This is a genomic window from Streptomyces sp. NPDC022910 (assembly GCF_055561075.1).
In genome coordinates this window covers 246,449-271,160 of record NZ_JBVHHL010000001.1, presented here as the reverse complement: position 1 = coordinate 271,160, position 24,712 = coordinate 246,449, and the positions used below count along the sequence as shown (strand labels likewise).

Annotated in this window: 28 protein-coding genes and 1 pseudogene; 13 read left to right on the top strand and 16 right to left on the bottom strand. The window is 68.9% G+C overall.

Annotation, left to right across the window (positions count from 1 at the left end):
- Positions 1–357 precede the first annotated feature (357 nt).
- Positions 358–966 (bottom strand): TetR/AcrR family transcriptional regulator, encoded by a 609-nt coding sequence (locus ACZ3TS_RS01460; RefSeq protein ID WP_467612415.1) that lies wholly within the window; start codon positions 964–966, stop codon positions 358–360.
- 43 nt (positions 967–1,009) lie between these two features.
- Between ACZ3TS_RS01460 and ACZ3TS_RS01455 the strand changes: the two genes are divergently transcribed.
- Entirely contained in the window at positions 1,010–1,441 is a 432-nt protein-coding gene (locus ACZ3TS_RS01455) for a VOC family protein (protein ID WP_467612411.1), read from the top strand.
- A 25-nt stretch (positions 1,442–1,466) separates the two neighbouring features.
- Here the strand turns inward: ACZ3TS_RS01455 and ACZ3TS_RS01450 are convergent, their stop codons facing one another.
- Positions 1,467–2,396, bottom strand: coding sequence for a LysR family transcriptional regulator (locus ACZ3TS_RS01450; RefSeq protein ID WP_467612408.1), 930 nt, complete (start codon positions 2,394–2,396; stop codon positions 1,467–1,469).
- 71 nt (positions 2,397–2,467) lie between these two features.
- Here ACZ3TS_RS01450 and ACZ3TS_RS01445 point away from each other — a divergent pair, with 71 nt between their 5' ends.
- Entirely contained in the window at positions 2,468–3,355 is an 888-nt protein-coding gene (locus ACZ3TS_RS01445; RefSeq protein ID WP_467612405.1) for an SDR family NAD(P)-dependent oxidoreductase, read from the top strand.
- Between the two features lie 62 nt (positions 3,356–3,417).
- Positions 3,418–4,347, top strand: a complete 930-nt coding sequence (locus ACZ3TS_RS01440) for an SDR family NAD(P)-dependent oxidoreductase (protein ID WP_467612402.1) — start codon at positions 3,418–3,420, stop codon at positions 4,345–4,347.
- Between the two features lie 24 nt (positions 4,348–4,371).
- Here the strand turns inward: ACZ3TS_RS01440 and ACZ3TS_RS01435 are convergent, their stop codons facing one another.
- Positions 4,372–4,704, bottom strand: coding sequence for an EthD domain-containing protein (locus ACZ3TS_RS01435; protein ID WP_467612399.1), 333 nt, complete (start codon positions 4,702–4,704; stop codon positions 4,372–4,374).
- A 71-nt stretch (positions 4,705–4,775) separates the two neighbouring features.
- On the opposite strand from ACZ3TS_RS01435, the gene ACZ3TS_RS01430 reads away from it, so the two are divergent.
- A complete protein-coding gene (locus ACZ3TS_RS01430; RefSeq protein WP_467612396.1) occupies positions 4,776–5,399 on the top strand; it encodes a TetR/AcrR family transcriptional regulator in 624 nt (207 codons plus the stop codon).
- 1 nt (position 5,400) lies between these two features.
- Positions 5,401–5,754 carry a winged helix-turn-helix transcriptional regulator gene (locus tag ACZ3TS_RS01425; RefSeq protein WP_467612393.1) on the top strand — a complete coding sequence of 118 codons (354 nt, stop codon included), beginning with the start codon at positions 5,401–5,403 and terminating at the stop codon, positions 5,752–5,754.
- Between the two features lie 40 nt (positions 5,755–5,794).
- Here the strand turns inward: ACZ3TS_RS01425 and ACZ3TS_RS01420 are convergent, their stop codons facing one another.
- Both ACZ3TS_RS01420 and ACZ3TS_RS01415 read right to left on the bottom strand, forming a co-directional pair.
- Entirely contained in the window at positions 5,795–6,304 is a 510-nt protein-coding gene (locus ACZ3TS_RS01420) for a nuclear transport factor 2 family protein (protein ID WP_467612390.1), read from the bottom strand.
- Positions 6,305–6,373: 69 nt separating this feature from the next.
- Positions 6,374–7,000, bottom strand: a complete 627-nt coding sequence (locus ACZ3TS_RS01415; protein WP_069868099.1) for a TetR/AcrR family transcriptional regulator — start codon at positions 6,998–7,000, stop codon at positions 6,374–6,376.
- A 69-nt stretch (positions 7,001–7,069) separates the two neighbouring features.
- On the opposite strand from ACZ3TS_RS01415, the gene ACZ3TS_RS01410 reads away from it, so the two are divergent.
- The gene (locus ACZ3TS_RS01410) at positions 7,070–8,053 is read left to right on the top strand and encodes a quinone oxidoreductase family protein (RefSeq protein ID WP_467612387.1); all 984 of its coding nucleotides are present in this window, start codon (positions 7,070–7,072) and stop codon (positions 8,051–8,053) included.
- Between the two features lie 684 nt (positions 8,054–8,737).
- Here the strand turns inward: ACZ3TS_RS01410 and ACZ3TS_RS01405 are convergent.
- Together ACZ3TS_RS01405 and ACZ3TS_RS01400 are read right to left on the bottom strand one after the other, a co-directional pair.
- Positions 8,738–10,240, bottom strand: a complete 1,503-nt coding sequence (locus ACZ3TS_RS01405; RefSeq protein WP_467612384.1) for a UbiD family decarboxylase — start codon at positions 10,238–10,240, stop codon at positions 8,738–8,740.
- Positions 10,240–10,839, bottom strand: coding sequence for a non-oxidative hydroxyarylic acid decarboxylases subunit B (locus tag ACZ3TS_RS01400; RefSeq protein ID WP_467612381.1), 600 nt, complete (start codon positions 10,837–10,839; stop codon positions 10,240–10,242). Before ACZ3TS_RS01400 ends, ACZ3TS_RS01405 begins: the two co-directional genes overlap by 1 nt.
- A 114-nt stretch (positions 10,840–10,953) precedes the next feature.
- Between ACZ3TS_RS01400 and ACZ3TS_RS01395 the strand changes: the two genes are divergently transcribed.
- On the top strand, positions 10,954–11,403 hold the full coding sequence (locus tag ACZ3TS_RS01395) for a MarR family winged helix-turn-helix transcriptional regulator (RefSeq protein ID WP_467612378.1): 450 nt from the start codon (positions 10,954–10,956) through the stop codon (positions 11,401–11,403).
- A gap of 783 nt (positions 11,404–12,186) precedes the next feature.
- On the opposite strand, the gene ACZ3TS_RS01390 is transcribed toward ACZ3TS_RS01395, so the two are convergent.
- Positions 12,187–13,221 carry an Lrp/AsnC family transcriptional regulator gene (locus ACZ3TS_RS01390; protein ID WP_467612375.1) on the bottom strand — a complete coding sequence of 345 codons (1,035 nt, stop codon included), beginning with the start codon at positions 13,219–13,221 and terminating at the stop codon, positions 12,187–12,189.
- Positions 13,222–13,329: 108 nt separating this feature from the next.
- Between ACZ3TS_RS01390 and ACZ3TS_RS01385 the strand changes: the two genes are divergently transcribed.
- The 4 genes from ACZ3TS_RS01385 to ACZ3TS_RS01370 all read left to right on the top strand — a co-directional run bounded on the left by ACZ3TS_RS01385 (position 13,330) and on the right by ACZ3TS_RS01370 (position 17,219).
- Positions 13,330–14,490 (top strand): alpha-hydroxy-acid oxidizing protein, encoded by a 1,161-nt coding sequence (locus tag ACZ3TS_RS01385; RefSeq protein ID WP_467612372.1) that lies wholly within the window; start codon positions 13,330–13,332, stop codon positions 14,488–14,490.
- 291 nt (positions 14,491–14,781) lie between these two features.
- Entirely contained in the window at positions 14,782–15,708 is a 927-nt protein-coding gene (locus ACZ3TS_RS01380; RefSeq protein WP_467612369.1) for a thiamine pyrophosphate-binding protein, read from the top strand.
- A 97-nt stretch (positions 15,709–15,805) separates the two neighbouring features.
- Positions 15,806–16,567 carry an SDR family oxidoreductase gene (locus ACZ3TS_RS01375; RefSeq protein ID WP_467612366.1) on the top strand — a complete coding sequence of 254 codons (762 nt, stop codon included), beginning with the start codon at positions 15,806–15,808 and terminating at the stop codon, positions 16,565–16,567.
- A gap of 250 nt (positions 16,568–16,817) precedes the next feature.
- Positions 16,818–17,219 (top strand): tautomerase family protein, encoded by a 402-nt coding sequence (locus tag ACZ3TS_RS01370; protein ID WP_467612363.1) that lies wholly within the window; start codon positions 16,818–16,820, stop codon positions 17,217–17,219.
- 186 nt (positions 17,220–17,405) lie between these two features.
- Here the strand turns inward: ACZ3TS_RS01370 and ACZ3TS_RS01365 are convergent, their stop codons facing one another.
- The 4 genes from ACZ3TS_RS01365 to ACZ3TS_RS01350 all read right to left on the bottom strand — a co-directional run bounded on the left by ACZ3TS_RS01365 (position 17,406) and on the right by ACZ3TS_RS01350 (position 19,487).
- Positions 17,406–17,636: a hypothetical protein gene (locus ACZ3TS_RS01365; protein ID WP_467612360.1), complete on the bottom strand. Its 231-nt coding sequence runs from the start codon at positions 17,634–17,636 to the stop codon at positions 17,406–17,408.
- A gap of 234 nt (positions 17,637–17,870) precedes the next feature.
- Positions 17,871–18,143: a DUF6510 family protein gene (locus tag ACZ3TS_RS01360; protein WP_467612357.1), complete on the bottom strand. Its 273-nt coding sequence runs from the start codon at positions 18,141–18,143 to the stop codon at positions 17,871–17,873.
- Positions 18,144–18,174: 31 nt separating this feature from the next.
- A complete protein-coding gene (locus tag ACZ3TS_RS01355; protein WP_467612354.1) occupies positions 18,175–18,885 on the bottom strand; it encodes a ferredoxin reductase in 711 nt (236 codons plus the stop codon).
- 2 nt (positions 18,886–18,887) lie between these two features.
- The gene (locus tag ACZ3TS_RS01350; RefSeq protein ID WP_467612351.1) at positions 18,888–19,487 is read right to left on the bottom strand and encodes a sulfite oxidase-like oxidoreductase; all 600 of its coding nucleotides are present in this window, start codon (positions 19,485–19,487) and stop codon (positions 18,888–18,890) included.
- Positions 19,488–19,733: 246 nt separating this feature from the next.
- Here ACZ3TS_RS01350 and ACZ3TS_RS01345 point away from each other — a divergent pair, with 246 nt between their 5' ends.
- Positions 19,734–20,153: a hypothetical protein gene (locus ACZ3TS_RS01345; protein ID WP_467612348.1), complete on the top strand. Its 420-nt coding sequence runs from the start codon at positions 19,734–19,736 to the stop codon at positions 20,151–20,153.
- A gap of 91 nt (positions 20,154–20,244) precedes the next feature.
- Positions 20,245–20,781 carry an NUDIX hydrolase family protein gene (locus ACZ3TS_RS01340; RefSeq protein WP_467612345.1) on the top strand — a complete coding sequence of 179 codons (537 nt, stop codon included), beginning with the start codon at positions 20,245–20,247 and terminating at the stop codon, positions 20,779–20,781.
- Between the two features lie 22 nt (positions 20,782–20,803).
- On the opposite strand, the gene ACZ3TS_RS01335 is transcribed toward ACZ3TS_RS01340, so the two are convergent.
- From ACZ3TS_RS01335 to ACZ3TS_RS01320, 4 genes and pseudogenes are all read right to left on the bottom strand, one after another.
- Positions 20,804–21,646, bottom strand: coding sequence for a DUF427 domain-containing protein (locus tag ACZ3TS_RS01335; protein ID WP_467612343.1), 843 nt, complete (start codon positions 21,644–21,646; stop codon positions 20,804–20,806).
- A gap of 71 nt (positions 21,647–21,717) precedes the next feature.
- Positions 21,718–22,704 (bottom strand): aldo/keto reductase, encoded by a 987-nt coding sequence (locus ACZ3TS_RS01330; RefSeq protein ID WP_467612340.1) that lies wholly within the window; start codon positions 22,702–22,704, stop codon positions 21,718–21,720.
- Positions 22,705–22,775: 71 nt separating this feature from the next.
- Positions 22,776–23,978 (bottom strand): SGNH/GDSL hydrolase family protein, encoded by a 1,203-nt coding sequence (locus tag ACZ3TS_RS01325; RefSeq protein ID WP_467612337.1) that lies wholly within the window; start codon positions 23,976–23,978, stop codon positions 22,776–22,778.
- Positions 23,975–24,711: pseudogene (locus ACZ3TS_RS01320) on the bottom strand (glycosyl hydrolase family 95 catalytic domain-containing protein); the annotation flags it as partial. The pseudogene ACZ3TS_RS01320 and the gene ACZ3TS_RS01325, both read right to left, overlap by 4 nt.
- Position 24,712: the final 1 nt, after the last annotated feature.

Here is a 24,712-nt window from a genome sequence, read left to right as displayed (position 1 = left end):
AGGTTCGACGTCGCTGGGCCAGGTCGCGGACTGCCAACGTGCCAGTGAGTCAGCCCTTACACCCACAGGTTAAGCATGCCGTGAACTGCTGCGACGAGCTGTTCCGGTACGCAGAAGCGCCCGTACGTCGAGTCGCTAGAGTGCTCGCGGTTCGTCCTCACCGACGAGCACCCGGCGTCCAAGAGCTGGTTCCTCTCTCTCGCTGCTTCGTCGAGCTCCTCACCCCGCAGTGTCCCTGAGGTCGTCTCGTTCGCCGATCCTGTGACTGTGCACTCCAGGCTTCGGTCCGAATACCTCGGTCGTGCTGAGGTCCAGTCCCTCGGCACGAACGACAGAAGCATCCGCGCCATGAAGAATTCAGCCGTTGTAACGCTGCGCGATGTCTCGGGCCGTACGGGCAGCCTTCTTCTCCGCGTCGGTGAGGGCTCCGTCGTTCGTGCCGAACAGGCCCTGACGAAGGAACACGGCAAGTCCGTGGGCGGCGCTTGCCACGCGCAGCAGCAAGTCGAAGGCGTTGTCCTGGCCCGGAGCCAGTCGGCCTGACACTGGCAGCAGGAGTCTGGCCACCTCGTCGCCGGCCGCGGCCAGGTCGGCGAACCGGGACTTGTCGAGGCCCGCATGGAAGGTGACGTCGAACAGGGCTGGCTCTTCCGCGGCGAATCGAACGTAGGCGGATGCGAACGCCGCGAGTTGCTCCACTGGGTCCTCGCTGGCGCCGAGGGCGGCGGCGAAACGGTCCTGTTGCTCGCGGTAGCCCTTCGTGGCGAGCTGCGCGAGCAGCGTTTCTCGGTCGGCGAAGTGCTTGTACGGCGCCGCGACACTCACTCCGGCCCGGCGGCTGGCTTCGGCCAGCGTGAAGCCGTGGGGGCCGCGCTCACGGATCAGCTCAAGAGCCGCTTGCAACAGGGCGTTGCGCAGGTCCCCGTGATGGTGGCCGGTGGGACGCCGCTTGACGGGAGAGCTCATAACGCTAAGGTTAACATCGCTTACCAGGTAAAAGGAATTAACCATGGAGGTTGCCATGACCCCCGTTCGTTTCCATCACATCAGCCTCTCGGTCGCCGACCTCTCCGCTCAGGAAGCCTGGTACGGCGATGCTTTCGGGCTCACGCACGTGGAGGAACGTCTGGAAATGCCGGAGGCGGGCGTCCGCACCGTCGTACTGAGCGACGCGGCCGGCCTGCGCGTGGAGTTTGTCGAACGTCCCGGGTCGAGCCCTGTCTCGCACGCCGATCCGTTCACCGCCACTGCCGCGCAGACCTTCACCCACCTCGCTCTGCAAGTTCCGAATCTCGACGCGGCATTCACGCGTCTGACCGCCGAATGTGGTGCAGGCCAGGTCTCGCCGCCCGCGCCAGGCGTGACCGAAGGCATGCGGTTCGCCTACGTCACCGACCCGGAGGGCAATCTCCTCGAACTGATCGAAACGTCACGGGGTTGATCTCTGTGAGTGGTCGGCTCCCGCGTCAGGACGTGGTGGGCGTATCCGAGTCGAGGACCGCCGCGCGCAAGGCGGCCGCCACGCGGGTCATCGACTCGGCCGGCGTCTGGGGGAGGCGAGCCAGCAGCAGTCGCCGCTGTTCCTGGGGGCCGCCGCGGACGGGCAGGACGCGGACGCCCTGAGGTGCGGCGGCAGCAAGCGACGCAGGCACCGTGGTGAGTCCGCAGCCCGCGGCGACCAGTTGAAGCTTGGCGAGCCAGTCGCGGGCGGTGTGCGCAATCTCGGGCCGCTCGTCCAGGCCGGGCCACACCCCCATCAGCCGGTCCTCGCCGGATACGGAACTCGCGATCCAGGTTTGCCCTCGCAGGTCGGCCACGTCGACGAAGTCGCCGCGGGCCAGCGGGTGCGTCGCGGGCACCGCAAGACACAGCGCGCGTTCGGTCAGCGTCTGCAGGGCGAGCGGGGGTGACTCGGCGTCCGGCGGGCGGAACGGCGGCGCCGACGCGAGCAGAGCCAGGTCGAGGCTGCCGGCCCGTAGGGCGCGCACCAGCGCCGGGGTGCCGCCTTCCCGGCCGACGATCCGAAGGCCAGGGTCCGTGCGGCGCAGGGCGGCCAGGGCGCGGGGCACCAGAACGGCGCCGGCGCTGGGCAGCCAGCCCAGTCGCACCGTCCCGGCCGGCTCAGGCAGGCCGGACAGTTCGCGCGCGGCCGTGTCGATCTCATCGAGTACGACAGTCGCGCGGCGCATGACGAGACGGCCGGCCGCGGTGAGCCGTACGCCCTCGCGCCGCCGCTCAAGCAGTTCCGCGCCCGCAGCCCGCTCGATCGCGGCGATCTGCCGAGATACCGCCGACTGCGTGTAACCCAGCGACGCGGCGGCTGCGGTGAAGGTTCCCTGCTCGGCGACGGCGCGGAAGACGCGCAGCGCGGTGAGTGACACGTCAGTGAAGTCCATGATGTTTACGCATACTAGCTGTGCTCAACTTTCGTTGGACTCATGGGCATGCCGTTCTTAGCGTGGGATGCATGAACGGTTCACGTATCGCTCTCGTCACGGGAGCCAACCAAGGACTCGGCCGCGCTCTCGTCGAAGGGCTGGCGGCTCGCATGCAGCCGGACGACCTGGTCCTGCTCACTGGCCGTGACCATCAGCGCGTAACAGTCGCGGCCCAAGAGGTCGGCCTGCTGCCCGGTACGCGCGCTCGCGTCGAGGGGCGCGTCCTGGACGTCACCGACACCGACGCCGTCGTTGGTCTCGCCGATGATCTGCGCACCCGGTACGGCGGGGCCGACGTCGTCATCTCCAACGCGGTCGCCCGGCTGCTGCCCGAGGAGTCGCAGGCCGAACGGGCCGACGAGTTCATCGACGTCTCGAACACGGCCACGCACACGATCCTGCGCGCCTTCGGCCCCGTCCTGCGGCCGGGTGGACGACTGCTCGTCGTGGCCAGCAGCTTGGGCACTCTCGGCCATCTCGACCCCCGCCTGCACCATCTCTTCGACGGCGCGAGCCTGGACCAGGTCGAGTACGCCGTGGAGTCGTGGCGCAGTGCCATCCACCACCGGACCGCGCAGGAGGCGGGTTGGCCGGTCTGGCTGAACGTGCCCTCGAAGGTGGCTCAGGTCGCGGCCGTCCGCGCGGTCGCCGCCGAGCGCCGTGCCCATGACCTCGCCGCCGGCACGCTGATCGCGTCGGTGTGCCCGGGCATGGTGGACACCGCCACCTCGCGCCCCTGGTTCAGCGACTACAGCCAGGCCCAGACGCCGGCCCAGGCCGCCGAAGCCGTACTCGACCTGGTCTTCACCGAACACGTCGATCCCGCTCTCTACGGCGAGCTGGTCCGCTTCGGCAAGGCCCTGGACTGGCACGACGGTACGCCTCCGGTGGAGCAGGACAGCATGGTCACGCCCTGAACCCACAGGACCACCACCACACACCTCAGTACGTGATGCAGTACCCGGCAAGGAGTTCACTCATGAGCACCATCACCACTCCCTTCGGATTCTCCAGCACGGCCGCCGATGTGGCGAAGGGGATCGACCTCACCGGCCGCCGCGCCGTGGTCACCGGCGCCTCGTCCGGTCTTGGCGCCGAAACCGCCCGCGTCCTGGCCGGCACCGGAGCGAGCGTCACGCTCGCCGTCCGGGACATGGCGGCGGGAGAACGCGTCGCCAAGGACATCACCGCATCGACCGGCAACCATGACGTGCAGGTCGCACACCTCGACCTCGCCGATCCGCAGTCCGTCACCGCCTTCACCGCCGCCTGGCAGGGCCCACTGCACATCCTGGTGAACAACGCGGGCGTCATGGCCAGTCCGGAGCAGTACACCGAACAGGACTGGGAGTGGCAGTTCGCCACCAACCACCTGGGCCATTTCGCGCTCGCCACCGGTCTGCACGCCGCGCTGGCCGCCGACGGCAACGCCCGTGTCGTCGTGGTGAGTTCCACCGGCCACCAGCAGTCACCCATCGTCTGGGATGACGTCAACTTCGCCTTCCGCCCCTACGACCCGTGGCTCGCCTACGGCCAGTCGAAGACCGCGAACGTCCTCTTCGCCGTGGAGGCGACCCGCCGCTGGGCCGACGACAACATCACCGCCAACGCCCTGATGCCCGGTGCGATCTACACGAATCTGCAGCGCCACACCGGCGGCCGGGGCAGCGGCAGGGTGCCCGCCGAGCTGATCAAGACGGTCGAGCAGGGCGCCGCGACCTCCGTGCTCCTCGCGACCTCGCCCCTCCTCGAAGGCATCGGCGGCCGGTACTTCGTCGACTGCAACGAGACCGAGGTCGTCGACCGGCGAACCGGCACCCTGCATGGCGTCGCCCGGTACGCCGTCGACGCGGACAACGCCCGGCGCCTGTGGGACCTGTCGGAGGGCCTGCTCGCCCAGGCGGTCTGAAGCGACCCCCTCTCCTCCGGACGTCTAGACCAACCGCACCTGCTTCTCCAGTACGGCCGAGTGAATACCGACGGACGTTTCGCGCATGTACGCCTTCCGCAGCTCGTGCGCCCGGCGGTACTCCTCCGTGCCGAGTGCCTCGCGCATCGTCGCCTCCGAATCGAAGCCGATCCGGACGATGGCGTCGATGGGCTCCTCCGCGTCGTCCTGCCCGGAGTCCGACAGGTAGTACTGCACGTACTCCCTCACCTGGGGCAGCGCCGCGTACGTCGGCCCGTATTCGTGCTCCATGAAGTGGCGGAAGTCCTCCGTGGACACCTCGGGCCGCTTGCGGATCACCGTCATGAGCGTGAGCATCGCCTTCTCCGATCACCTACTGAACACCTGTTCATTGGGAGCCTACAATGAACAGGTGTTCAATAGGGTGGGTGAGCAGAGCCCGAGGAACCGCCGAAACCAGAGACAGCCGCGACCTGCGTGCCGAACTCGTCGCCGCAGCTGTGGCCATGCTGGCGCAGCCCCAGCCCGTCGCGGTGCCGTCCCTGCGGTCCATCGCGCGGGCGTGCCGGGTCGCGCCGTCTGCGGTCTACTGGCACTTCCCCTCAGAGGCCGACCTGCGATCCGCAGTTCTCGACGCCGAGTACACCTCCCTGATCGAGGCCGTTGAAGCGGCGCTGGACAACGCGGCGACAGACGCCGACCGACTGGTGGTCGCCGGCGACGCCTATATCGCCTGGGCGCTGGAGCACCCGGGCGCCTACCAGCTTCTCTTCGAAAGCGGCGACGAACTCCCGGCAACCAGAGCCGAGAGGGGCCCCCGTCTGCAGAGGCGGATCGTCGACCTTGCGCGCCGGGTCGACCCGGACGCCCCCTTCGCCGCCGCCCTCCTGCTGTGGTCGGCTTGGCACGGGGTGGTCTCCCTGCGCCTACACAAGGACGAATGGGACTGGGGCATGACGGCGCAGGAGGCCAACCGCCGACTGGTGGCAGCACTCACCACCCACCCCGCCGAACCGGCGCTCTCGTGCCGTTCCGAGGACGAAAGTCAGTGACATGGAACAACGGGAGACCTCCACCGGGACATCGGCCCCGGACTGCTCCATCAGCCGGGTCGAGCACGCCCTGGGCGTCATCCGGGGCCGGTGGAAGCTGCTGATCATCCACCATCTCCTCGTCCGCCAGCCGCGCCGGTTCTCCGAGCTGGAACGGGCGATCGGGCAGGTGACCCAGAAGATGCTGAGCCAGCAACTGCGCGCGCTGGAGGCCGACGGCGTCGTACGCCGCATCGTCTATAACGAGGTGCCGCCGCACGTCGAGTACGAACTGACCCCGGCCGGACGCGCGCTCGCCTCGGCACTCGACGCCCTGCACGACTGGACGGTCCAGTCGTGCCACGCCGAAACGTAGAAAGGTCGGTGGTTTGGCCCTCCGGCCAGGCCGGGATCGGTCAGGTGGTCGGGAAGGTATCCATCCAGATGATCTCCAGGGTGCGGTGGGCGATCCGCCACCCCTCCGGGCGCCGTACGAGCCGGTCGACGAAGAACCCGGTTTGGATGAGGTTCCAGCCCTGACCGTCGGCGCCGCCCTTGTGGGTATGCAGGTGCTGGGTGCGCGCGAGGGCGGTGTCGCCGTCGATGTCGACGGTCGAAAAGCCTTGGAAGTGCTGCCACTTGAGCAGGCCGCTCATGGACCCGTCGGCGCCGCGCATCACGTCCACGAGGGTGCGGTAACCGATGTCCTTCAGCGCCGAACCGCCGGCTGCGGAGTAGTCGACGGTGGCCTCCGGGGCGAAGACGGTGTCCCACTGTTCGAGGACGTCGTTGTCGCCTCCCTCATGGAGGTCCTGGCCGAGTGCGTACCGCACCATGAGGTCCTGGATCTCGATCCGGTCCGCGAGGTACTGAAGGCGCTGGTCAGAAGCGTAGCCGGTGGCGACGTGTGGGGTGCTGTGCGTCATGCCTTCACGCTAGTTCGGCCGCCTGACCGTTCGTAAGTACGGACAAAAAAGTAAGTATCGGCGCGTGTGTCACCGCATGGTTGCGGCTGTGGTGCGCAGCAGGGCCAGCGTCGTGTCGAGCGCCGCCTCCAGGTGGGAGATGGCGCCAGTGGACATCAGGATGGTCACCCCGCCCTGCACCGCGGCGACGAGCGCAGCCGCGGTCCGGTCGGCGTCCAGATCCCCGCCGATCTCGCCGCTGTCCTGCAGGCGCCGGATCCCGCTACTAAGGGCCGCCTGCCACTGGCCGATGAGCTGGCTCGTGAGCGCCTTCGCCGCCGGGGTTGCGCGGCCCAGCTCGGTGATCAGCATGCCGAGCGGGCAGTTGACGCCCTGCCGCTCGTACCGCTGAACGACCGCGTCCCGCCAGCCCTGCCATGCCGACCACGTGCCCAGGTCGCTCAGGTGCGGTTCCTGGTCTTCGAGGACGCGCTCCGCCTCACGGGCGGCCACCGCAAGCAGCAACTCCTCTTTCCCGCCGGGGAAATAGTGGAAGATCTGGCTCTTGCTGGTCGCGGTGCGGGCGCGGATGTCGTCGAGGGTCGTCCCGGTGACGCCCCGCTCGCGGATCTCCTCGGCCGCCCCTTCCACAATGCGGCGCCGGGTGGCCGCACCCTTGCTGGTCAGGCGCGGCGCGCTTGCTCCTCCAACGGACATGAACCCTCCTCTACCTTTTCTGGACTTGCCGGTCCATTTTATACGAGGAAGAGTCGAGGCAGCAGAACGATGAGAAGGGTGCGCGAAATGCAAGCGATCGTCGTGGAAGAACTGGGCGGACCGGAACAGCTGCGGTTCACCGACCGACCCGTCCCCGAGCCCGGACCGGGCCAGATCCGGGTGGATATCGCCGCAGCCGGGGTCAATTTCATGGACACCGGCGCGCGTCGGCTCGGCGCCGCGACCGGCGTCCTGCCCTTTGTGCCCGGAGTGGAGGGCGCGGGCCGGGTGAGCGCGCTGGGTGAGGGGGTGAGCGATTTCGCTGTCGGTGACCGGGTGGCCTGGGTGTACGCCTACGGCTCGTACGCGGAACAGATCGTGTTGCCCGCCGCCGACGCGGTGCCCGTACCGGACGACATCTCCGACGAGGTCGCCGCGAGCCTGATGATGCACGGCATCACCGCCCACCACTTCGTCACCGAGGCCGCCGACGTCCAGCCCGGCCAGGTCGCCGTGGTGCACGCCGCGGCCGGCGGACTGGGCCAGAAACTGACCCAGCTCATCAAGGCGCGTGGCGGCAAGGTCATCGGCATCGTCTCCAGCGAGCAGAAGGCCAAGACCGCCCAGAGCAGCGGTGCCGATCACACCGTGGTGTCCACAGCTGACGCCTTTGTCGAGCCCGTGCTGGCGCTCACAGACGGTGCGGGCGTGGACGTAGTTTTCGACGGCGGAGGGGAGACCACCTTCCGTGCCTCGATGAAGGTCCTGCGCCGGCATGGGCTGTTGCTGTACTACGGCGCGGTTATCGGGGCGGTACCCGTGGTGAACATGCGCGAACTGCCCCACAGCATCAAGATTTCCTACCCGGTCTTCCGAGACCACATCCCCACCCGCGAGGCACTGCTGCGCCACAGTGCGAACCTTTTCGACCTGGTGCGGCGCAACGTCCTGATCCCGGAGATCGGCCGGCGCTATCCGCTTGAGGACGCCGCCCAGGCACACCGCGATATTGAGTCCCGGACGACCAGCGGCAAGCTCCTGCTCTTCCCGTGACAAGCGCCGACGAGCTGGGCCAGCGCCGCACCGTCACGCGGGCCGGTGGCGGTCGCCGCGGGGGCCCGGCACATTTCTGGTTGGGTGACCGGGCCCGTACGGTCGCGGACGCCGTCAGACCCGGGTACCCCGGGAGGAACCCGCAAGTCGGCCCAGTCCTGTGCGGGGATGCGGTAGTCGGCCTGAGCGAGACGGCGGTTGGCCAAATCCCATTGGTCACTCGACCAGCGGCCTCTCGTCATTTCTCTTTCACCCGGACGGCCTCCACCGCTCAACGAGGTGTTGGAACCCTGAGCCGTCCGCGCCGCCGCCCAGCCGATGAGCATTCTGATGCGGCGGCGGCCGTGAGGGTGGCCTAGAACTCAGCGGCCAGGGGGCTCCGTCGGCATGCTCAGCTACCGCGCCAAGACGGAGCACCTCAACGCCCTGCGGCGCGTACTCACCGAGGCGAGCCGCAAGGTTGCGCCTCATCGCGCCCTCTACGCACCATGCTGTGGCCGATCAGGGGGCGATCTGTGGAGTCGGCGCCGGCTGATATCCGTTGTGTCCAGGACGCTGTCCGGCAACAGCCAGCCTGGCCTTGACGGGAGGTTGAGGGTCCCGGCGAGGCCGGCAGCCGAGCATGACGGTCTTGTAAGGGGCCGCCTGGTCGTTGCGCCCCAGAGGCCAACGGCGCCCCAGGTGCTAGCGCGATGCGGCAGAGCCGGTGTCGCTTGCCGAGTCGGATTCGGCGGCGAGGACCTTGGCGCGCAGCTCTGCCGGGAAGACGCCGTCGAAGGTGGCGGGCGGGACGCGTCCGCTTCCCACCGCCGGGAGCAGGGCGTCGTGCACGACGACGGCTCCCCAGCCATTGTGCAGTTCTTCCTCGAGGAAGCACGGGTACCACGGCATGATCGGCCCGTGCCACTGTTCTTGCCGGAGTGAAGGATGCACCCTGGTGGCCAGCGCCCACAGGAGATCCGAGTCGTTCGATGGATCCACGTCGTCGTCGAGGACGTAGACGACCGGGGAGAGTCGGCCGACCCGGGTGCCTTTCAGTACCTCACCGATGCGGTGCACGAATCGCGCGGTGTCCATCCCCGGCATCAGGTCGCGCCAGTTCTGCGGGACCGTGATCACCGTCCAGAAGCAGGCGGCACCGAGCGGCAGCCAAGTGGTCGTGATCGGCAGCCCCGCCTTCCGCAGGACCGCGACAACCTCCGCGGAGATGCCGGCAGCCGGTGCGACGTGCGAGTCGTCGACAGGCCGCCCCGCAGCGGCAAGCGGCCAGACGGGGTCGTCCCGGTAGGTGATCGCCTCGATACTGAAGAGCGGCTGCGGTGACGTCTCGGGCAGTGCCCAGCCGTGGAACTCAGCGAACGGGCCCTCCACGGCATCGCGCGTTGCGGACAGGCGCCCCTCGATGACGACCTCGGCAGAGGCCGGCACTTCCAGATCGTTTGTCTCGCACTTCACCACGTCGACCGGCTTGCCCAGCACCGCTCCGAGATACGCTCCCTCGTCGACCTCGGCCGGGACGGTCATTCCGCCGACGATGGGAACGCCCGGGTCACCTCCCTGGACGAGGGCGTAAGGCATCGGCTCGCCGATGGCCTCCCACTCGCGCCAGATCATGCCGAGGTGCTGATTCGGTAGCACCAGTCCGGTCATGTGCCGGTCGTCGATCTTCATGATTCGGGAGATGGACCAGTTCGTCCATCGACCGTCCGGTGTCCTGGCGACGATCACACCCCACGTATTGACGTAGGGGCCGCCGTCGCTCTGGTGAACGAACGGGATCGGGAATCGATCGAGACGGGCTTCGGCACCCGTCAGGATGTTCTGCTTGCAGGGCGCCGAGTCGGCTGCCACCCGCCGCGGTGGGAGCAACTCCTTGGTGCCTGCCTCCCTGAGATGTTCGACCAGTTCGGCGGCGGTCGTCGTGTACGGCAGGCCGAGAGAAAGGGAGACCCGCGCCAGCGGATGCCCGGGAACGCTCGACAGGGCGCCCGGGGCTCCGATCATGCGGAACCCCTCATCGACTCCGCTGAGGTGCTCGAAGAACGGGGCGGGCCGGCCGTTCTCGGTGGACCGCCGTGTGACGGCCGATGCTTCCAGGTTCGGATCGATCACCCGTGAGATGCGTTGAATGTCGCCCAGCCCTTCGAGTGCGGAGATGTAGGACCGGAGGTCATTGATTTCGGACATCAGTGGCTTACGCCTTTCAGTTCGGAGGGTCGAGGCATTCCGTCCCAGCGCAGCGCCGATGGCACCTGGATATCCAGTTGATCCAGAACTCGGACGACGACATGCTCGACGAGCTCGTCAATGGTTTTCGGGCGGCTGTAGAAGGCCGGCATCGGCGGAACGATCCTTGCTCCCATGCGGGAGAGCGCCAGCATGTTCTCAAGATGGATTTCACTGAGCGGGGTCTCCCTCGGCACGAGCACCAAGGGACGCCGCTCCTTCAGAGTGACGTCGGCAGCTCGGGGGATGAGGCCGTCGGCATATCCGGTTCTGATTCCGGCAAGGGTCTTCATACTGCACGGCGCGATAATCATTCCGTCCGCCCGGAACGACCCTGACGAAATTGCTGCACCCTGGTCGTTCCACGCATAGGTCACGTCCGCCAGGTCGGTGACTTCACGGACCGACAGGTCGGTCTCCAGATGGATTGTCGCTCTGGCCCATTGAGACAGAACGAGATGAGTCTCCACGTCCGGCTGGTCCCGCAGCCGGCGAAGCAGCTCGACACCGAAGACGGCGCCGGTTGCCCCAGTCATCCCCAAGATCACCCGTCGCGGCACGGGAACCACCTTCCGTACACAGTAAGTCCGTACACGGATCAATGTAGGGTACAAGGATTCCGATTGCAAACAGTCCGTCCACCAACTAACAGTGCACGGATATAACCTGGACTCATGACGACCGGAGCGCGATACGACGGGACGCTGGAAGACGGCATGGCCCACCAGCTACGACGTGCCTCGCAGGCGGTGAACGCCTCGTGGCAGCTTCGCAGCAGCGACCTCACGCCTCCGCAGTTCGCCGTGGTTCAAGTCCTGGACGAGCGCGGAAGCCTCGACCAGAAGACCCTCGGCGCCCTCGCCGCAGTCGACCGGTCGACACTCACACCACTCCTCGACCGACTCTTGGCCCGTGGCCTGATCACCAAGAGCACGGATCCCCGCAATCGCCGCCGGCAACTGGTCACTCTGACTCCTGCCGGGCATGAACGAGCAGCCCTGGGCCGCCAGCAGTCACAGGAAACCAGCCGTTGGATCGAAGAACTGCTCGGGCCCGAGCGACTCGCGACCCTGACTCTGCTGCTCAAAGAGCTCGGCGACGCCGGCCACGATCAGCAGTCGTAGTCAGGGAGCAATCGCACACAAGCAAGCCCGGCGGCGCGAACAATCATCCGCTACGCCCATCTACACCAAGCGCACTGGCGATCTCGGCACCGCGGTCGATCTCGCTGCTGGAACTGGCCGTTGCCCGGGAGTAGTTCTCGAACTCCGCGACACAAGGGGACGGCAACGGGATATGCGGGTGCTGAAGCCGAAGTTTGCAGACCATCCCGGGGTCGGCCGGCGAAACCGGAATGGTCCTCGATGCCCTGTCAGTGCTTGGCCGGGGTCAGGGGGACGTGGCAGTGGCTGCTTAGATCAGTTGCCGGGCGTCCGCGTCGGTGCGGGCGATGCCATGGATGACGAGACGGTCTTGGCACAGTCCGCGCAGGCCAGACACCCAGAAGGGTGGCGCCTGCTCGAGCTTGCTGCGACTGATGGCCCAGCCGGACGTTGGCGGTCTCGACCGGACCGATCAGTGCCCTGTCCTCGCCCTGTGTGCGTGCGTCACGGCGAGTGCCGGACTGCTGGGCCTCGACGCGTAGCGTCATCATCGCGCGGCCACCTGGCAGGGCCGTACCGGGCCAAGGCCCACTTCGGTGCCGGTGCCGACGCTGTTGGGAACCGTTCGCGGCAGTGCCCAGCAGTCGCTGTGCAACTGCTCGACTTCATGGACGGCTACTGGGAGGGCTGGCTCCCCGATGGGGAGATTTCGCTGGTGTGAGGCAGGAGATCAGCTACCAAGTCCGGATTGATCAGACGGACTTCGTTGCCGCAGTACTGACGGCGAAGATGTCGGACACCTCGTCACATCGCCGGCTCCGCCCAGAGGTCGGGCGGGATGACGCCGACGGAGCGGCCGTGGGGGTCCAGGAGGTGTCCGAGCAGCTTGTCCTGGCGCAGGGTGATGACGCGGTCGACGATGTCGAGGCTGGGGTGAGCGATGGCGAGCCGGCTTTCCAGGCGCAGGACGTCGCTGACGGAGTGCAGGCTGGCCTGGAGAATGAGGTTGTGCGGTCCGCTGATGGCGGCGCAGTTGCGGGTTTCGGGCAGGCGGATGAGGGCCTGGCCGATCTCGGGGAGGTCGGCGGGTGGGACTTTGGCCCAGAGGGTGACCGATACGGGCCAGCCGCCGAGGGGGCGGGCGAAGTCGCAGCGGAACCGCAGGAGGCCGCGTCGGGTGAGCTGTTCGAGGCGGCGTTTGGCGGTGGAGAGGCTGACGCCTAGGTCGTTGGCCAGGGTCTGGTAGGGAGCGCGGCCGTCGTGGGCGAGCCGGGTGACCAGGGCGCGGTCGAAGGGGGTGATCTCGCCCGGGGCGACGGGGGTTTGGGCCGGGGGCGGGTCGGTCAGCTGGGCGCGCTGGTCGGGGGCGAGGGCGGCAATGCGCCATCGGCCGCCCTCGGTGAACATGTGGGTGACGATCCGGGCCTGCACGGTGGTGATACCGGGAAGGTGCGGGAGCAGGTCGAGGGTGTAGCGGGAGAGGGCCGGCAGGTCGCGGGTGGCGACGGTGGCGAGGATGTCGTGCCCGGTGGCCGCACGCTCGATCGTGAGCATGTGGGGGTGGACGCGCAGCGCCTGGGCGACCTGAGCGGTGGTCCCCGGAGCGCAGTCGATCACGACGAAGGCCACGCAGACCTGCTCGAACAGCCGTGGGCCGGGTGAGAACCCCACCCAGGCGGCGCCTTGGTCGGCCAGGCGGCTGAAGCGGCGAGCGACGGTGACCGGGTCGACCTCCAGGGCGCGCCCGAGCTTGGTCCATGAGGCCCGCGGCCGCAGCTGCAGGGCATTGACCAGCGCCAGCTCGTCCTCTGTCAGCAGCGTCGGTCCATCATCCTGCACAATCCCGCCTTGTGAGCCAGAATCCTGCGTTTGGCGCCTTTCGTGCATCACTCTCCCATTGTGGACCTCAAGGGTCCGCACCCGGTGAGCGTGAAGGAGGGCCGGATCATGGCTTACGCCGACTACCAGGACGAGATCTACCTCGACGGACTGCGCGGGGTGGTGCCGCGCTTCCCGATGACCTACGACGAGTTGGAGCCGCTGGCTAAGGCCGCGATGCCCGCCTCGGTCCGCTCCTACGTCGCGGGCGGCGCCGGTGACGAGCGCACCCAGCGGGCCAACGTCACCGCGTTCGAACGCTGGGGCCTCATCCCTCGCATGATGGTGGGGGCCACAGACCGGGATCTGTCTGTCGACCTGTTCGGGATGCGCCTGCCCTCGCCTCTGTTCATGGCCCCGGTCGGAGTGATCGGGCTGTGCGCGCAGGACGGCCACGGCGATCTCGCCACTGCCCGCGCCGCCGCCCGCACCGGCGTGCCGATGATCGCCTCCACACTGACCGTCGATCCGCTGGAGCAGGTCGCCGAGGAGTTCGGCGGCACCCCGGGCTTCTTCCAGCTCTACACCCCCACCGACCGGGAGCTGGCCGAGAGCCTGGTCCACCGTGCCGAGAAGGCCGGGTTCAAGGGCATTGTGGTCACCCTTGACACCTGGATCACCGGCTGGCGCCCCCGCGACCTGGCTACCAGCAACTTCCCTCAGCTACGCGGGAACTGCCTGACCAACTACACCAGCGACCCCGTCTTCCGCGCCCGCCTCGCCCGCAGCCCGGAGGACGACCCGAAGGCCGCGGTCGCCGAGTGGGTGAAGATCTTTGGTAACCCGCTCACCTGGGACGACCTGCCTTGGCTGCGCTCGATCACCAACTTGCCGCTGATCCTCAAGGGCATCTGCGACCCCGACGACGTCCGCCGCGCCAAGGACGCCGGCGTGGACGGCATCTACTGCTCCAACCACGGCGGACGCCAGGCCAACGGCGGCCTGCCCGCCCTCGACGTCCTGCCCAGCGTTGTCGAGGCCGCCGACGCCACGCCCGTCCTGTTCGACTCCGGCGTCCGCACGGGAGCCGACATCATCAAGGCCGTCGCCCTGGGCGCCACCGCCGTCGGCGTCGGCCGCCCCTACGCATACGGCCTCGCCTACGGCGGTGAAGCCGGCATCGTCCACGTCCTGCGGTCCCTGCTCGCCGAAGCAGACCTGATCATGGCCGTCGACGGTTACCCCACCCTCGCCGACCTCAGTCCCGAACCCCTCCGCCGCCTCACTTGACACCCGCCAACCAGCCGGGGCCAGATGCGCCGGCGATCCCTCGCTCACCGAGCGGTTCGCCCTGGCCCACTACCTCAGCGAACCGGGCCAAGTCCTCATGCAGGCCTGTCACCGAACGGACCACATTTCGCGACGGGTACCCCCTTGTCCAGCAGGATCAGATTGGCGCACCGGTTCTGGCGTCCCCACGACGCCCAGGAAGGCATTCGAGCCTTCCCCGTGAAGCGCTCACCCCTCTGGCAGGCCCGTTGAGCCCGAAGCCCAGCCCCAGCGAGAAAGTCGATGGCAACCATGACTGAGCAATCCACCGTTCGCAGCGTGACCTACGACCTGCTGCGGACCCTGAAACTCACCACGGTCTTCGGTAACCCCGGCTCCACCGAGCAGCCCTTCCTGCAGGATTTCCCCGAGGACTTCACCTACGTCCTGGCGCTGCAGGAGGCGTCCGTCATCGCCATGGCCGACACCTTCGCCCAGGTGACCGGCCGCCCCGCACTGGTCAACGTGCACTCCTCGGCCGGGCTGGGAAACGCGGTGGGCAACCTGGTGGCGGCCTACCACGGAAACACGCCCCTGATCATCACCTCGGGGCAGCAGCACCGGGAACTGGTGATCGGGGAGCCGTATCTCGGCAACCGCGAGGCCACCACCCTGCCCAAGCCGTGGGTGAAATGGTCCTACGAGCCGGCCCGCGCCGAGGACGTGCCGGAGGCGTTCATGCGGGCCTACGCGGAGGCGTTGCAGCCGCCGACGGGACCGGTCTACCTGTCGATTCCCATGGACGACTGGAAGCGGCCCCTGTCCGGGTTCACCCGGGTGCGGACCGTGAGCGACCGCGTCGCCCCCGACACCGAGCGGCTGCGCGGATTCGCCGATCGCATCTCCGCAAGCCGTCGGCCCGCACTGATCTTCGGGCCGGAGGTCGACCGCAGCGGCGGCTGGGACGGAGCCGTCGCACTGGCGGAGAAGCTGCGCGCTTCCGTCTATGGCGCCCCGCTGCTGGACCGCGCCTCCTTCCCCGAGGACCACCCCCTCTTCGGCGGCCCGCTCGGCATGTCGGTGAAGACCATCAGCGACCGCCTGACCGGACACGACCTGGTGGTCGTGATCGGCTACGATCCGGAACTGACCGTGGGAAGCCATTCGACCTGCTGGGCCACCGCGCCATCGACGTGGAGACCACCGAGGACCTGGAGCGGGAGTTCAAGGCGGCCCTGACCGCCGACACCACCACGGTCATCGTGGTCCCGACGCAACCCCAGAAGGCGATGTTGTAGGCCGTGCGGCCCGCACGATCGGAGAGGCGAAAGAAATCATGGACTTTGGGCTGAAGGACCGGGTGTACATCGTCACCGGTGGCACCCGCGGGCTGGGCAAGGCGGCCGCACGCGAGTTGGTGGCCGACGGTGCGAGGGTGGTCGTCAGCGGCCGCAGCGAGAAATCGGTGGCTGCCGCCGAGGCAGAGCTCGGCGGCCCGGGGCAGACGGTCGGCGTCGTGGCCGACAACGCCGACACGGAGACTCCGGACCGGCTGATCGCCGCGGCCCGCGATGCCTTCAAGCGGTTGGACGGGGTGCTCATCAGCGTCGGCGGGCCGCCGGCGGGTACGTCGGACACCATCGAGGACGACCAGTGGCGCGCCGCCTTCGAATCGGTCTTCCTCGGCGCGGTGCGGCTCTCCCGCGCCGTCGCGGCTGAGCTGGGCGAGGGGGGTGTCATCGGCTTCGTCCTCTCCAGCTCCGTGTACGAGCCGATTCCCGGCCTCGCGATCTCCAATGCCCTGCGGCCGGGCCTGGCCGGTTACGCGAAGAACCTCGCGAACGAGCTGGGCCCAAGGGGCATCCGCGTCGTCGGCCTCGTGCCCGCCCACATCGAAACCGACCGGGTGCGCGAACTCGACGCGCGGGGTGGAGACGCGGACGCCGCCCGCGAGCGCGCGACTGCCGGCGTACCGCTGCGCCGCTACGGAACCCCGGACGAGTTCGGCCGCAGTGCAGCCTTCCTGCTGTCGCCCGCCGCGTCGTATCTGACAGGCGTGATGCTGTCGATCGACGGGGGCGTGCGCAGAGGCTTCTGACCGAGGGCACGGCGAACGACACGACCGAGCGTGTGACTACCGAGGCGGTGCCAGGGAGCCAACGCCTGCATCGTAGCTCTCTGGGGGCCTCCGCGATTCGGACCGGACTGATACCTACACACACCCGAGGGAACGGATCTCTGGCCCGTTTTGAACCGAGAACCCTGGCTCAGGGTACGTCAACAACCACTGTCTGTTCACGGCCCGGCCGTCCTTCAGCCGCGATGCCCCGGACAGTTGAGGAGTCACCATGCCTATCTACACCTGTACTGCGGCCCGGGGATCGCTGACCAGCGAGTCGAAGGCCCTGCTGGCAGCCGAGATCACCCGGATTCACGTGGCCATCAACCACGTGCCACCGGCCTACGTCAACGTGGTCTTCTCCGAGCTGCCTGCGGACAGTGTCTTCGCAGGCGGGCAGCCGGCGACACCGCTGATCCTCACCGGCTGGGTACGGCGAGGCCATCCCCAGGAGGAGGCGACGCGACTGGCCGTGGAGCTGTCTTCAGCGATCGCCCGGGTCTCGGGCGTGGACGAGAGTCAGACCATGGTGGTGCTCCAGGACGGTCCTGCCCGGTCCGCTGTCGAGGGCGGTCGTGTGCTGCCCGAACCGGGCGAGGAAAAGGAGTGGTTGCGCCGGACCGGGGCCTGAACGGTCAACGGCTACGCCAAGAACCCCCTCGCAGAGGGCATCGAATCCGCGGGCTCCCGCCGCATCCGCGGCATCGCAGCACAGACGATCCTGCTCGCCTTCCAGCTGGCCCACGCCAACCGCCGCAAGATCAGAAGGTGGCTGGACACCCTCGCCCTCGGCGGGGGAACGCCCACGGCGCCGTACTCACCACCGCCGCCCGACCAGAGAGCCGCGAACCTGGACCCCGACCGGCCACCTGACACCGGCGGCATAGACCGAGCCGCTGGCGACGGCGGCCGCGAGGAAGGTGGCGGTGACCGCCCAGGCCGTGTCCGAGGCCGAGGCGTTCAGCAGCCGGGGCAGCTCGGGGACGATCGGGATCACCAGGGTCTGCATCAGCGAGACCACGATCCCGCCGAAGGCCAGGACCGCCACGACGAGATTCGTCCGCGGCGCGCCGTCTCGGCGGGCCGGAGTGGTGCGTGGGACATGGGTCGAGCCTCCGTAGGGGCACTCGGGTCTGCACGACTCCGCCTGATGGCAAGTCAGTTGATTGACTTAAGCAAGGAGATTCGGATTCCGTGCCCACGGATTGAAGGTTCGGAGCAGGACACCAGAGCAGGAGATCCCTTCCCCGACGAGACGGAACTCCTGGGCGGTGTGGGCCCCCTAAGCCGTCCGGAAGCGGAACGCGCCGGTGCCGCCGCCCACCGTGAGCCAGATGTGCTCCCCCTCCCTGACCAGCCGCAGAGCGATGTACGCGCAGCCGGGGCAGCGCGCGGTCAGGCCGGGCTCGGGTCCGTAGACGTGGAGCCCGGCGAGCGGACCGGACCGCGCGCATTCGGGACAGCGCCACCAGGCCGTGGTCGGTTCCACGGAGAGGATCTCGGACAGCGGGCCGGCGAGGCAGTTGCCGTCGAGGTGGGCGGTGACGTCTGCCATGAGGACCTCCCGTGCGGTCTGGGTCGTTGGGTCATCCGAAGCGCTCGGTGCGGATGGTGAGGGGGTCTCGGCCCATGTCAATCAGCAGGTCGGCGACGGCCTCGACGAAGCCGGTGGGCCCGCAGACGTAAACCGGGCCGGCCGGTTGCAGCCGGGCCGACAGCTCGTCGAGGTCGGCCGCCGTGACCCGGCCGGTCGGGCGGGTACTGTCCGGCGGGGCCTGCCGCGTGTACACGATGCGCACGTCGAGCCCGGCGTCCCGGTCGGCCAGGTACTCGCGGTACCAGACCTCGTCGGGCGTGCGCACCGAATAGAGCAGGTGGAACGGGCTGCGCGACCGCGCCTCGCGGTGAGCGCGGATCATGGCCGCGAGCGGAACGACACCGGAGCCTCCGGCCACCAGGAGCACCGGCTCGGTCTGCTCGGTGCGCCAGACGAACCAGTTGCCGAGGGGTCCGCGTACTTCCACATCCGCGCCAAGCGGCAGATCGTCTGCCAGGTAGGGCGAGACCTCTCCGTCGAGCACGGCCTGCACACCCAGCTCGATGGTCTCGCCGTCGGCGGGCGCGGCCAGGGAGTAGCTGCGCACCGCCTGATAGCCGTCGTCGGCGGTGAGCCGCACGTCGACGTGCTGGCCGGGCAGATGACCGGGCCAGCCGGGCACGGTGAAATCCAGGGAGCGGGCGGTCGAAGTCTGGGGGCGGCGCTCGACGAGCCGCGCACTGCGCCAGGCGATCCGCATGGTCAGTCGCCCCAGTTGCGCTGCTCGCGCCAGGGATCGCCGTAGTTGTGGTACCCGACCGACTCCCAGAAGCCCGGATCGTCCTCCAGGGTGAGCCGCAGTCCACGCACCCACTTGGCCGACTTCCAGAAGTACAGGTGCGGCACGAGCAGCCGGGCGGGTCCGCCGTGCTCGGGCGACAGGGGATAGCCGTCGTAGGTGTGGGCGATCCAGGCCCTGCCGTCGAGGAGGTCCTCCAGCGGGAGATTCGTCGTGTAACCGCCGTAGCTGCTGACGACGACGTAGTCCGCGGCCGTCTCGACATCCTCGAGGAACGCGTCGAGCGGCACCCCGCGCCAGTGCGTGTCGAACTTCGACCACCGCGTCACGCAGTGAATGTCCTGAACCGTCTCCTGCTGCGGCAGGTCCATCATCTGTTCCCAGGTCCAGCTGCGCGTGTCACCGAGTTCGGTCGTCACGGTGAAGGTCCAGTCCTCGGTGGACACCCGCGGCGTGGGACCGGCGGACAGCACGGGAAACGACTCGGTCGGGTACTGCCCGGGAGGCAGCCGCTCCGCCAGGGAACGGGCACGCCCACGAAAGCCCGGTGAGAAGGAATTCACAGCGTCATCTCCTGAGCCGCGAGGGTTCAGAACTCAGTGTCGGGGGACGGTGGCCGCCTGACCACTCGGAGACTCTAAAGACCCTCCACGCATGCCGGTAGCCCGGCAGCGCACAGGGTCGGCTCCCTCAGCGCACTGTCCGCGGAACAAACGGACGGAACCGTCCACCACGAACTCCAGCACCGTGTACCCCCACCACGACCCGGCCACGGGATCGTGAGGGGAACCGGCGGGTACTCCTCGGATGTGGAGCCCATTCCGCGTGCCGCCCAGCTGGAGGCGCTCACCGGCCTTCTCGACGAGGCGCTCGCGACCCAGGTCGCGACGGACCTCGTGGTGGCTGCCTGCGGCGAGCCGGGACCTGTGTCCGGACAGACCGCCCAGGACTGCGGCCGCCAGAGCGCCGCCCTGCACCGGCTGCTGGGACGCTTGCGGAACCTCCCGGTGACGGACCCCGACCTCGTGGAGGCAAAGCACCGTGCGGGCCGGTTGCTCGCCTATCAGCAGTGGATGGTGCGCCAGGCTCTGGATCTCGCCTTCACCAGCCACCCGGACGCACGGACGGAGGCCGCGCGACTCCGCCTGAACGGCCTGGGACGCCCGGCGGACGACCTGCGCCGCCTGCGCGACGTCCTGCGGAGTGGGACCGACGGTGGCGTGAAGTGAGTGCCGCACGTCTCCGTGCCCGTCCGTGTGAGTTGCGTCTGACCTGGAGTGACACGCGGACAACGCGAGGTGTTGACCGTACGATCGGGCAATGCCTGACACGACCGAAACCACGCCCGGCTGGCTCAGTCCCGACGAACTCGAGCTGGCGCGTGCCCGCATGCCGATCCTGTACGTGGAAGCCGTGCCGGTGCGCGTCGACGACAGCGGTGAAGTCACCAGCATCGGACTGTTGCTGCGGATCGGGCCCGACGGGACCGTCAGCCGCACGCTCGTATCCGGGCGGGTCCTGCACCACGAACGGGTCCGGGACGCCCTCCTGCGCCATCTGGAGAAGGATCTGGGGCCCGTTGCGCTCCCCCGTGTCCCGGCCTCTCTGCAGCCCTTCACCGTCGCCGAGTACTTCCCGACACAGGGGATCACACCGTTCCAGGATCCCCGCCAGCACGCGGTGGCCCTCGCCTACATCGTCCCGGTGGCCGGCGACTGCCGCCCCCGCCAGGACGCACTGGACCTCGTGTGGTTCAGCCCGCAGGAGGCCGCCTCGGCCGTGGTGCAGGACGAGATGCCGGGCGGCCAGGGCGTGCTGCTCAAGCAGGCCCTGGCCCACGTCGGCTGCCTGTCCTGACCGACCGGTCCGGCCCGGTGCCTCAGTCTCGGCGGCGCCGGGCCGACGGGCCCGACGACAGCATCTCGCTGAACGGACTCACCGGCCGTTCCACACGTTCACCGTCCACCGTGATGTCGACCGCCTCGTTGTAGAAGGCGACGAGTCCCACGATGGCGGCGACCGCGGGCAGCGGGGCCGGATAGCTCCAGGCGATGTTTGCCGGGACGTCCGCGCCGGCCCGGTACGACCAGTACTCGGCCATGCCCTTGTACGGGCAGCGGGTGCTGTGCTCCGTGGATGCGAACAGGTCGAGGCGGACGTCCTCGCGCGGGACGTAGTACCGCACCGGAAGGCCCGTCTCGAACAGCAGTACCGGACGGCGCGTGTCCGCGACGACCGTGCCGTCGATCTCGACCCGCACATGACGGCTGCTCGGCAGGGCGTCCACCCGCTTGTACGGGTCCCGCGGGTGGACGAAGACCTCTTCCTCCTCCTCGTACCAGTGGTCCAGGACACCGCCGCGACCCGGGAACCACTCGAAGGCGATGTGTCCTGCCAGGTCGTCGGCGGCGTACGTCCAGGCCGCGTTCCCCAGCAGCTGCCCGTCGACCTCGAGGTCGTAGAAGATCCGCGCTACGGCGTGGGCACCGGTCGGCGGGTTCTTCGCCGGGCGGAGCAGGTCTTCGCGGACCTCCTCGCGGGGGAACGCGTACAGCGGGACGGGCCGTCCGGGCTCCCAGACGAGGACCGGGTGCCGGCTGTCGACAACGGTGGCGTCGCCTTTGCGGCCGCGCACCCATCGCTCGCCGGGCTCCCAGTGAAGGCCCTCGGGGGTGGTCCGGACAGTGCGCGCGGTGGGCAGTCCGAGGGGGAACGCCGTCATGACCCCGCTCTCCTTCACGGTCACGGATGTGGATCGGGTCCCAGCCTAGGCACCCTCGCCGCCCCGGCGCCTCAGTGCGCCGCGTCCAGCCGTGCCCTCTGCTCCGCCGTCAGCTGGAGGTCGACCGCGGCCAGGTTCTCCTCCAGCTGCGCCACCGACGACGCCCCGGCCAGCGGGATCACCGGAAGGTCCGCACCGATCTGCCAGGCCAGCACCACCTGGTTGACCGTCGCCCCCATCTCCCGCGCCACCTCGCGCAGCACCGCCAGCCGGGCCTCGGTGCCGGGGTGGTCGTAGTCCGGCGGCAGGTGCTTGTCCTGGCGTACGTAGGCGCCCGTGAGGAGGGGTGAGTAGGCGACCAGGGTCAGCGCGGGCTCGGCCCGCAGGTAGCTCAGCAGTTCGGGGGTCGTGCCACCCAGGCTGCCGTCCGGGAAGAGGTCGCCGGGCATGTCGGTGCGGGGGCGCAGATGGCTGTGCTGGTACTGCAGTACCTCGTAGCCCGGCAGCCCGGCCTCGGCGGCGAGGGCGCGGGCGCGTTCCACCCGCCAGACGGCGTGGTTGCTCACGCCGAGCAGGCCGACCGTGCCCTCCGCCACCAGTTCGGCGAAGCCTTCCACGGTTTCGCGCAGCGGAACCGTTGGGTCCTCGATGTGCGCGTACAGCAGATCCACCCGGTCCACGCCGAGCCGTTCGCGGCTGCGCTCGGCCGATTCCCGGATGACCTTCGCGGACAGCCCCTCCGGGTTGTCGACGTAACTCGTGCCGGGTGCCAGCGGCCGTGCGCCGAGTTTGGTGGCGATGACGATCTCGTCGCCGACGCCGCGGCTGCGGCGCCAGCGGCCGAGCAGTTCCTCGCTTTGCCCGCCCTGGCTCCCGTCGACCCAGAAGGCGTAGTTGTCGGACGTGTCGATGAAGGTCCCGCCGGCCTCGACATAGCGGTCGAGCACGGCGAAGGACGTCTTCTCGTCCGTCCGGGAGCCGAACAGCATCGCGCCGAGCGCGAGCACGCTCACCTCACGGCGGGTCCTCGGATCGGTGCCGATCGTGCGGTACTTCATGGTGGTCCCTCCCGTTCGGACCCGCGGCTACGGGCCCGAACGGGAGTCTTCAACTTGGAGCGCGCTTCAAGTCAAGCGCGGCAGTCGAGGCTCTTGAGGTCGACCGCGTCGGCCATGGCCTGCATGCCCTTGTCATTGGGGTGCAGATGGTCGCCGCCGTCGAAGAAGGGCAGGATCCGTTCGTGGTCGTAGGGGCTGCGGAGGATTTGGTCGAAGTCGGTGACCGCGTCGAACTCCCCGCTGACCCTGATGAACGTGTTGACTTCCTGTCGTACGGCCTCGGCGGCCGTGTCCCACTCGGACCAGCCCTTGAACGGCGCGACGGTGGCGCCGACGACGCACTTCCCGGTGGCGTGGGCGCGGTCGATAATCTGCCGGTAGCCCGCGATCATGTCCTGGGCCGTGACGCCGGTGTGGGCCTTGATGTCGTTGACGCCCTCGAAGAGGAAGACCGTGCGGACTCCGGGATGCGAGAGGACGTCGCGCTGTAGCCGGTTCAGGGCGCTCTGGCCCGCGCCGTCCGCCAAGACCTTGTTGCCGGAGATCCCCTCGTCGGCGACCCCCTTGACCGCTGTGTTCGCCTTCCCGAGCCGGCGGGCGAGGTAGTCGGGCCAGCGGCGGTCGGTGTCGGACGTGGACGCCCAGCCGTCCGTGATGGAGTCGCCGAGCGCGACCACGGCGCCGGTGGCAGCGTCCGTCCGTACGGTGACGGCGTCGAGGTAGAACCAGGAACCGGTCGTCTCCGTCCAGTTGGCCGCGTTCTCCTCGGCGGTGTGGTCGCCGGAGGTCGCGTACGACGTCTGCATCGCCATCCCGTGCCCGGTCGCCGGACCCCCCGCGTCCGGGGAGTGGAGGCTGATGACCAGTTCGGTCGCTGCGGGCAGCCTGCCGAGCAGCGGGTCGCTGTACGCCGTGGCGCCCGCGGGCACCGTCACGGAGCGCGCGCCGCCGAAGGTCAGCCGCCGGTTGCTGCCGGGCACCAGTCCGGCGCCCTGCCGCCGACGCCCGGCGTAGACGCCGTCGAACGTCACCGGCCGGTCGCCGAAGGCGTTGGACAGCCGGATGCGCAGGTCGTCCCCGGCCACGCTGGTGTGCACGACCAGCCGATAGCTCCGGTCGGCGACGGCGTCCCCCATGCGGTCTGCGCTCGCTCCCCAGGTGATCACGTCGTGCCGGCCGCCGGACGCGTCCGCCGCCGCGGGCGCGACCTGGACGCAGGCTGCGAGCAGCAGCAGTACGAGCAGGCGGCGCGCCTGTGCGAACCGGGCCCTCACCGGGTGAAGTCCTTCAGCGTGACGGACTCGCCGGGCTTCAGGGTGAGCGTGCGGGACCTGCCCGCGTACGCCACGGTGGTGCTGCGGCCGCCGATGCTGCGGATCCGGGCCTCGCTTGGTGTCCCGTCCCGCCACCGCAGGTCGACGCCGAATCCGCCGCGCGCGCCGACTCCGGTGATCGAGCCGGACGACGCCCAGGCGTCGGGGAGCGCGGGGAGCAGCTCCAGATGGCCCGGGCGCGAGTAGAGCAGCATCTCGTTCATCGCCGGGTTGCCGAAGTTGGCATCGATCTGGAAGATGCCGTGGCCCTGCTCCACCTCGTAGATGTCGAAGAGGTTGAAGGCCGTACCGTTGCTGCCGTTCGTGGACGGGTGGAGGTTGGTCACGATCAGCTGGTACGCCTTCTCGGCGTTCTTCAGCCGGGCCCAGCACAGGCTGCGCCAGGCGTTGGCCCAGCCGAAGCTGTTCATGCCGCGGGCGGTGAGCAGGGCGATGGCACCGTCCACGATGTCGGCCGGAGTGGAGCCGTCGGGACGGATCCGGTCCCCGGGAAGAGTCCGACGAGCGGGGACCGGTGCCGGTGAGTGGCCTCGCCGAGGTTGTCGGGTGACATCCATTCCTCCAGCCAGCCCGTCTTCGGGCTCACCTCTGGGAGGTACAGCCGCTGCTGGAGCGCGGTGATCGTGTCCGCGCACCCGGTGTCCTTCTTCAATTCTGCCGCCGCTGTGCGGAAA

What these genes read in the sequence shown, in the direction of transcription:
- ACZ3TS_RS01395 (WP_467612378.1), top strand. Translation starts at nt 10,954, where the DNA reads ATGACGACCGGAGCGCGATACGACGGGACGCTGGAAGACGGCATGGCC.
- ACZ3TS_RS01445 (WP_467612405.1), top strand. Translation starts at nt 2,468, where the DNA reads ATGAACGGTTCACGTATCGCTCTCGTCACGGGAGCCAACCAAGGACTC.
- ACZ3TS_RS01340 (WP_467612345.1), top strand. Translation starts at nt 20,245, where the DNA reads ATGCCTGACACGACCGAAACCACGCCCGGCTGGCTCAGTCCCGACGAA.
- ACZ3TS_RS01370 (WP_467612363.1), top strand. Translation starts at nt 16,818, where the DNA reads ATGCCTATCTACACCTGTACTGCGGCCCGGGGATCGCTGACCAGCGAG.
- ACZ3TS_RS01425 (WP_467612393.1), top strand. Translation starts at nt 5,401, where the DNA reads ATGGAACAACGGGAGACCTCCACCGGGACATCGGCCCCGGACTGCTCC.
- ACZ3TS_RS01330 (WP_467612340.1), bottom strand. Translation starts at nt 22,704, where the DNA reads ATGAAGTACCGCACGATCGGCACCGATCCGAGGACCCGCCGTGAGGTG.
- ACZ3TS_RS01460 (WP_467612415.1), bottom strand. Translation starts at nt 966, where the DNA reads ATGAGCTCTCCCGTCAAGCGGCGTCCCACCGGCCACCATCACGGGGAC.
- ACZ3TS_RS01455 (WP_467612411.1), top strand. Translation starts at nt 1,010, where the DNA reads ATGGAGGTTGCCATGACCCCCGTTCGTTTCCATCACATCAGCCTCTCG.
- ACZ3TS_RS01355 (WP_467612354.1), bottom strand. Translation starts at nt 18,885, where the DNA reads ATGCGGATCGCCTGGCGCAGTGCGCGGCTCGTCGAGCGCCGCCCCCAG.
- ACZ3TS_RS01450 (WP_467612408.1), bottom strand. Translation starts at nt 2,396, where the DNA reads ATGGACTTCACTGACGTGTCACTCACCGCGCTGCGCGTCTTCCGCGCC.
- ACZ3TS_RS01435 (WP_467612399.1), bottom strand. Translation starts at nt 4,704, where the DNA reads ATGCTCACGCTCATGACGGTGATCCGCAAGCGGCCCGAGGTGTCCACG.
- ACZ3TS_RS01415 (WP_069868099.1), bottom strand. Translation starts at nt 7,000, where the DNA reads ATGTCCGTTGGAGGAGCAAGCGCGCCGCGCCTGACCAGCAAGGGTGCG.
- ACZ3TS_RS01440 (WP_467612402.1), top strand. Translation starts at nt 3,418, where the DNA reads ATGAGCACCATCACCACTCCCTTCGGATTCTCCAGCACGGCCGCCGAT.
- ACZ3TS_RS01360 (WP_467612357.1), bottom strand. Translation starts at nt 18,143, where the DNA reads ATGGCAGACGTCACCGCCCACCTCGACGGCAACTGCCTCGCCGGCCCG.
- ACZ3TS_RS01380 (WP_467612369.1), top strand. Translation starts at nt 14,782, where the DNA reads ATGACTGAGCAATCCACCGTTCGCAGCGTGACCTACGACCTGCTGCGG.
- ACZ3TS_RS01335 (WP_467612343.1), bottom strand. Translation starts at nt 21,646, where the DNA reads ATGACGGCGTTCCCCCTCGGACTGCCCACCGCGCGCACTGTCCGGACC.
- ACZ3TS_RS01405 (WP_467612384.1), bottom strand. Translation starts at nt 10,240, where the DNA reads ATGTCCGAAATCAATGACCTCCGGTCCTACATCTCCGCACTCGAAGGG.
- ACZ3TS_RS01375 (WP_467612366.1), top strand. Translation starts at nt 15,806, where the DNA reads ATGGACTTTGGGCTGAAGGACCGGGTGTACATCGTCACCGGTGGCACC.
- ACZ3TS_RS01385 (WP_467612372.1), top strand. Translation starts at nt 13,330, where the DNA reads ATGGCTTACGCCGACTACCAGGACGAGATCTACCTCGACGGACTGCGC.
- ACZ3TS_RS01410 (WP_467612387.1), top strand. Translation starts at nt 7,070, where the DNA reads ATGAGAAGGGTGCGCGAAATGCAAGCGATCGTCGTGGAAGAACTGGGC.
- ACZ3TS_RS01420 (WP_467612390.1), bottom strand. Translation starts at nt 6,304, where the DNA reads ATGACGCACAGCACCCCACACGTCGCCACCGGCTACGCTTCTGACCAG.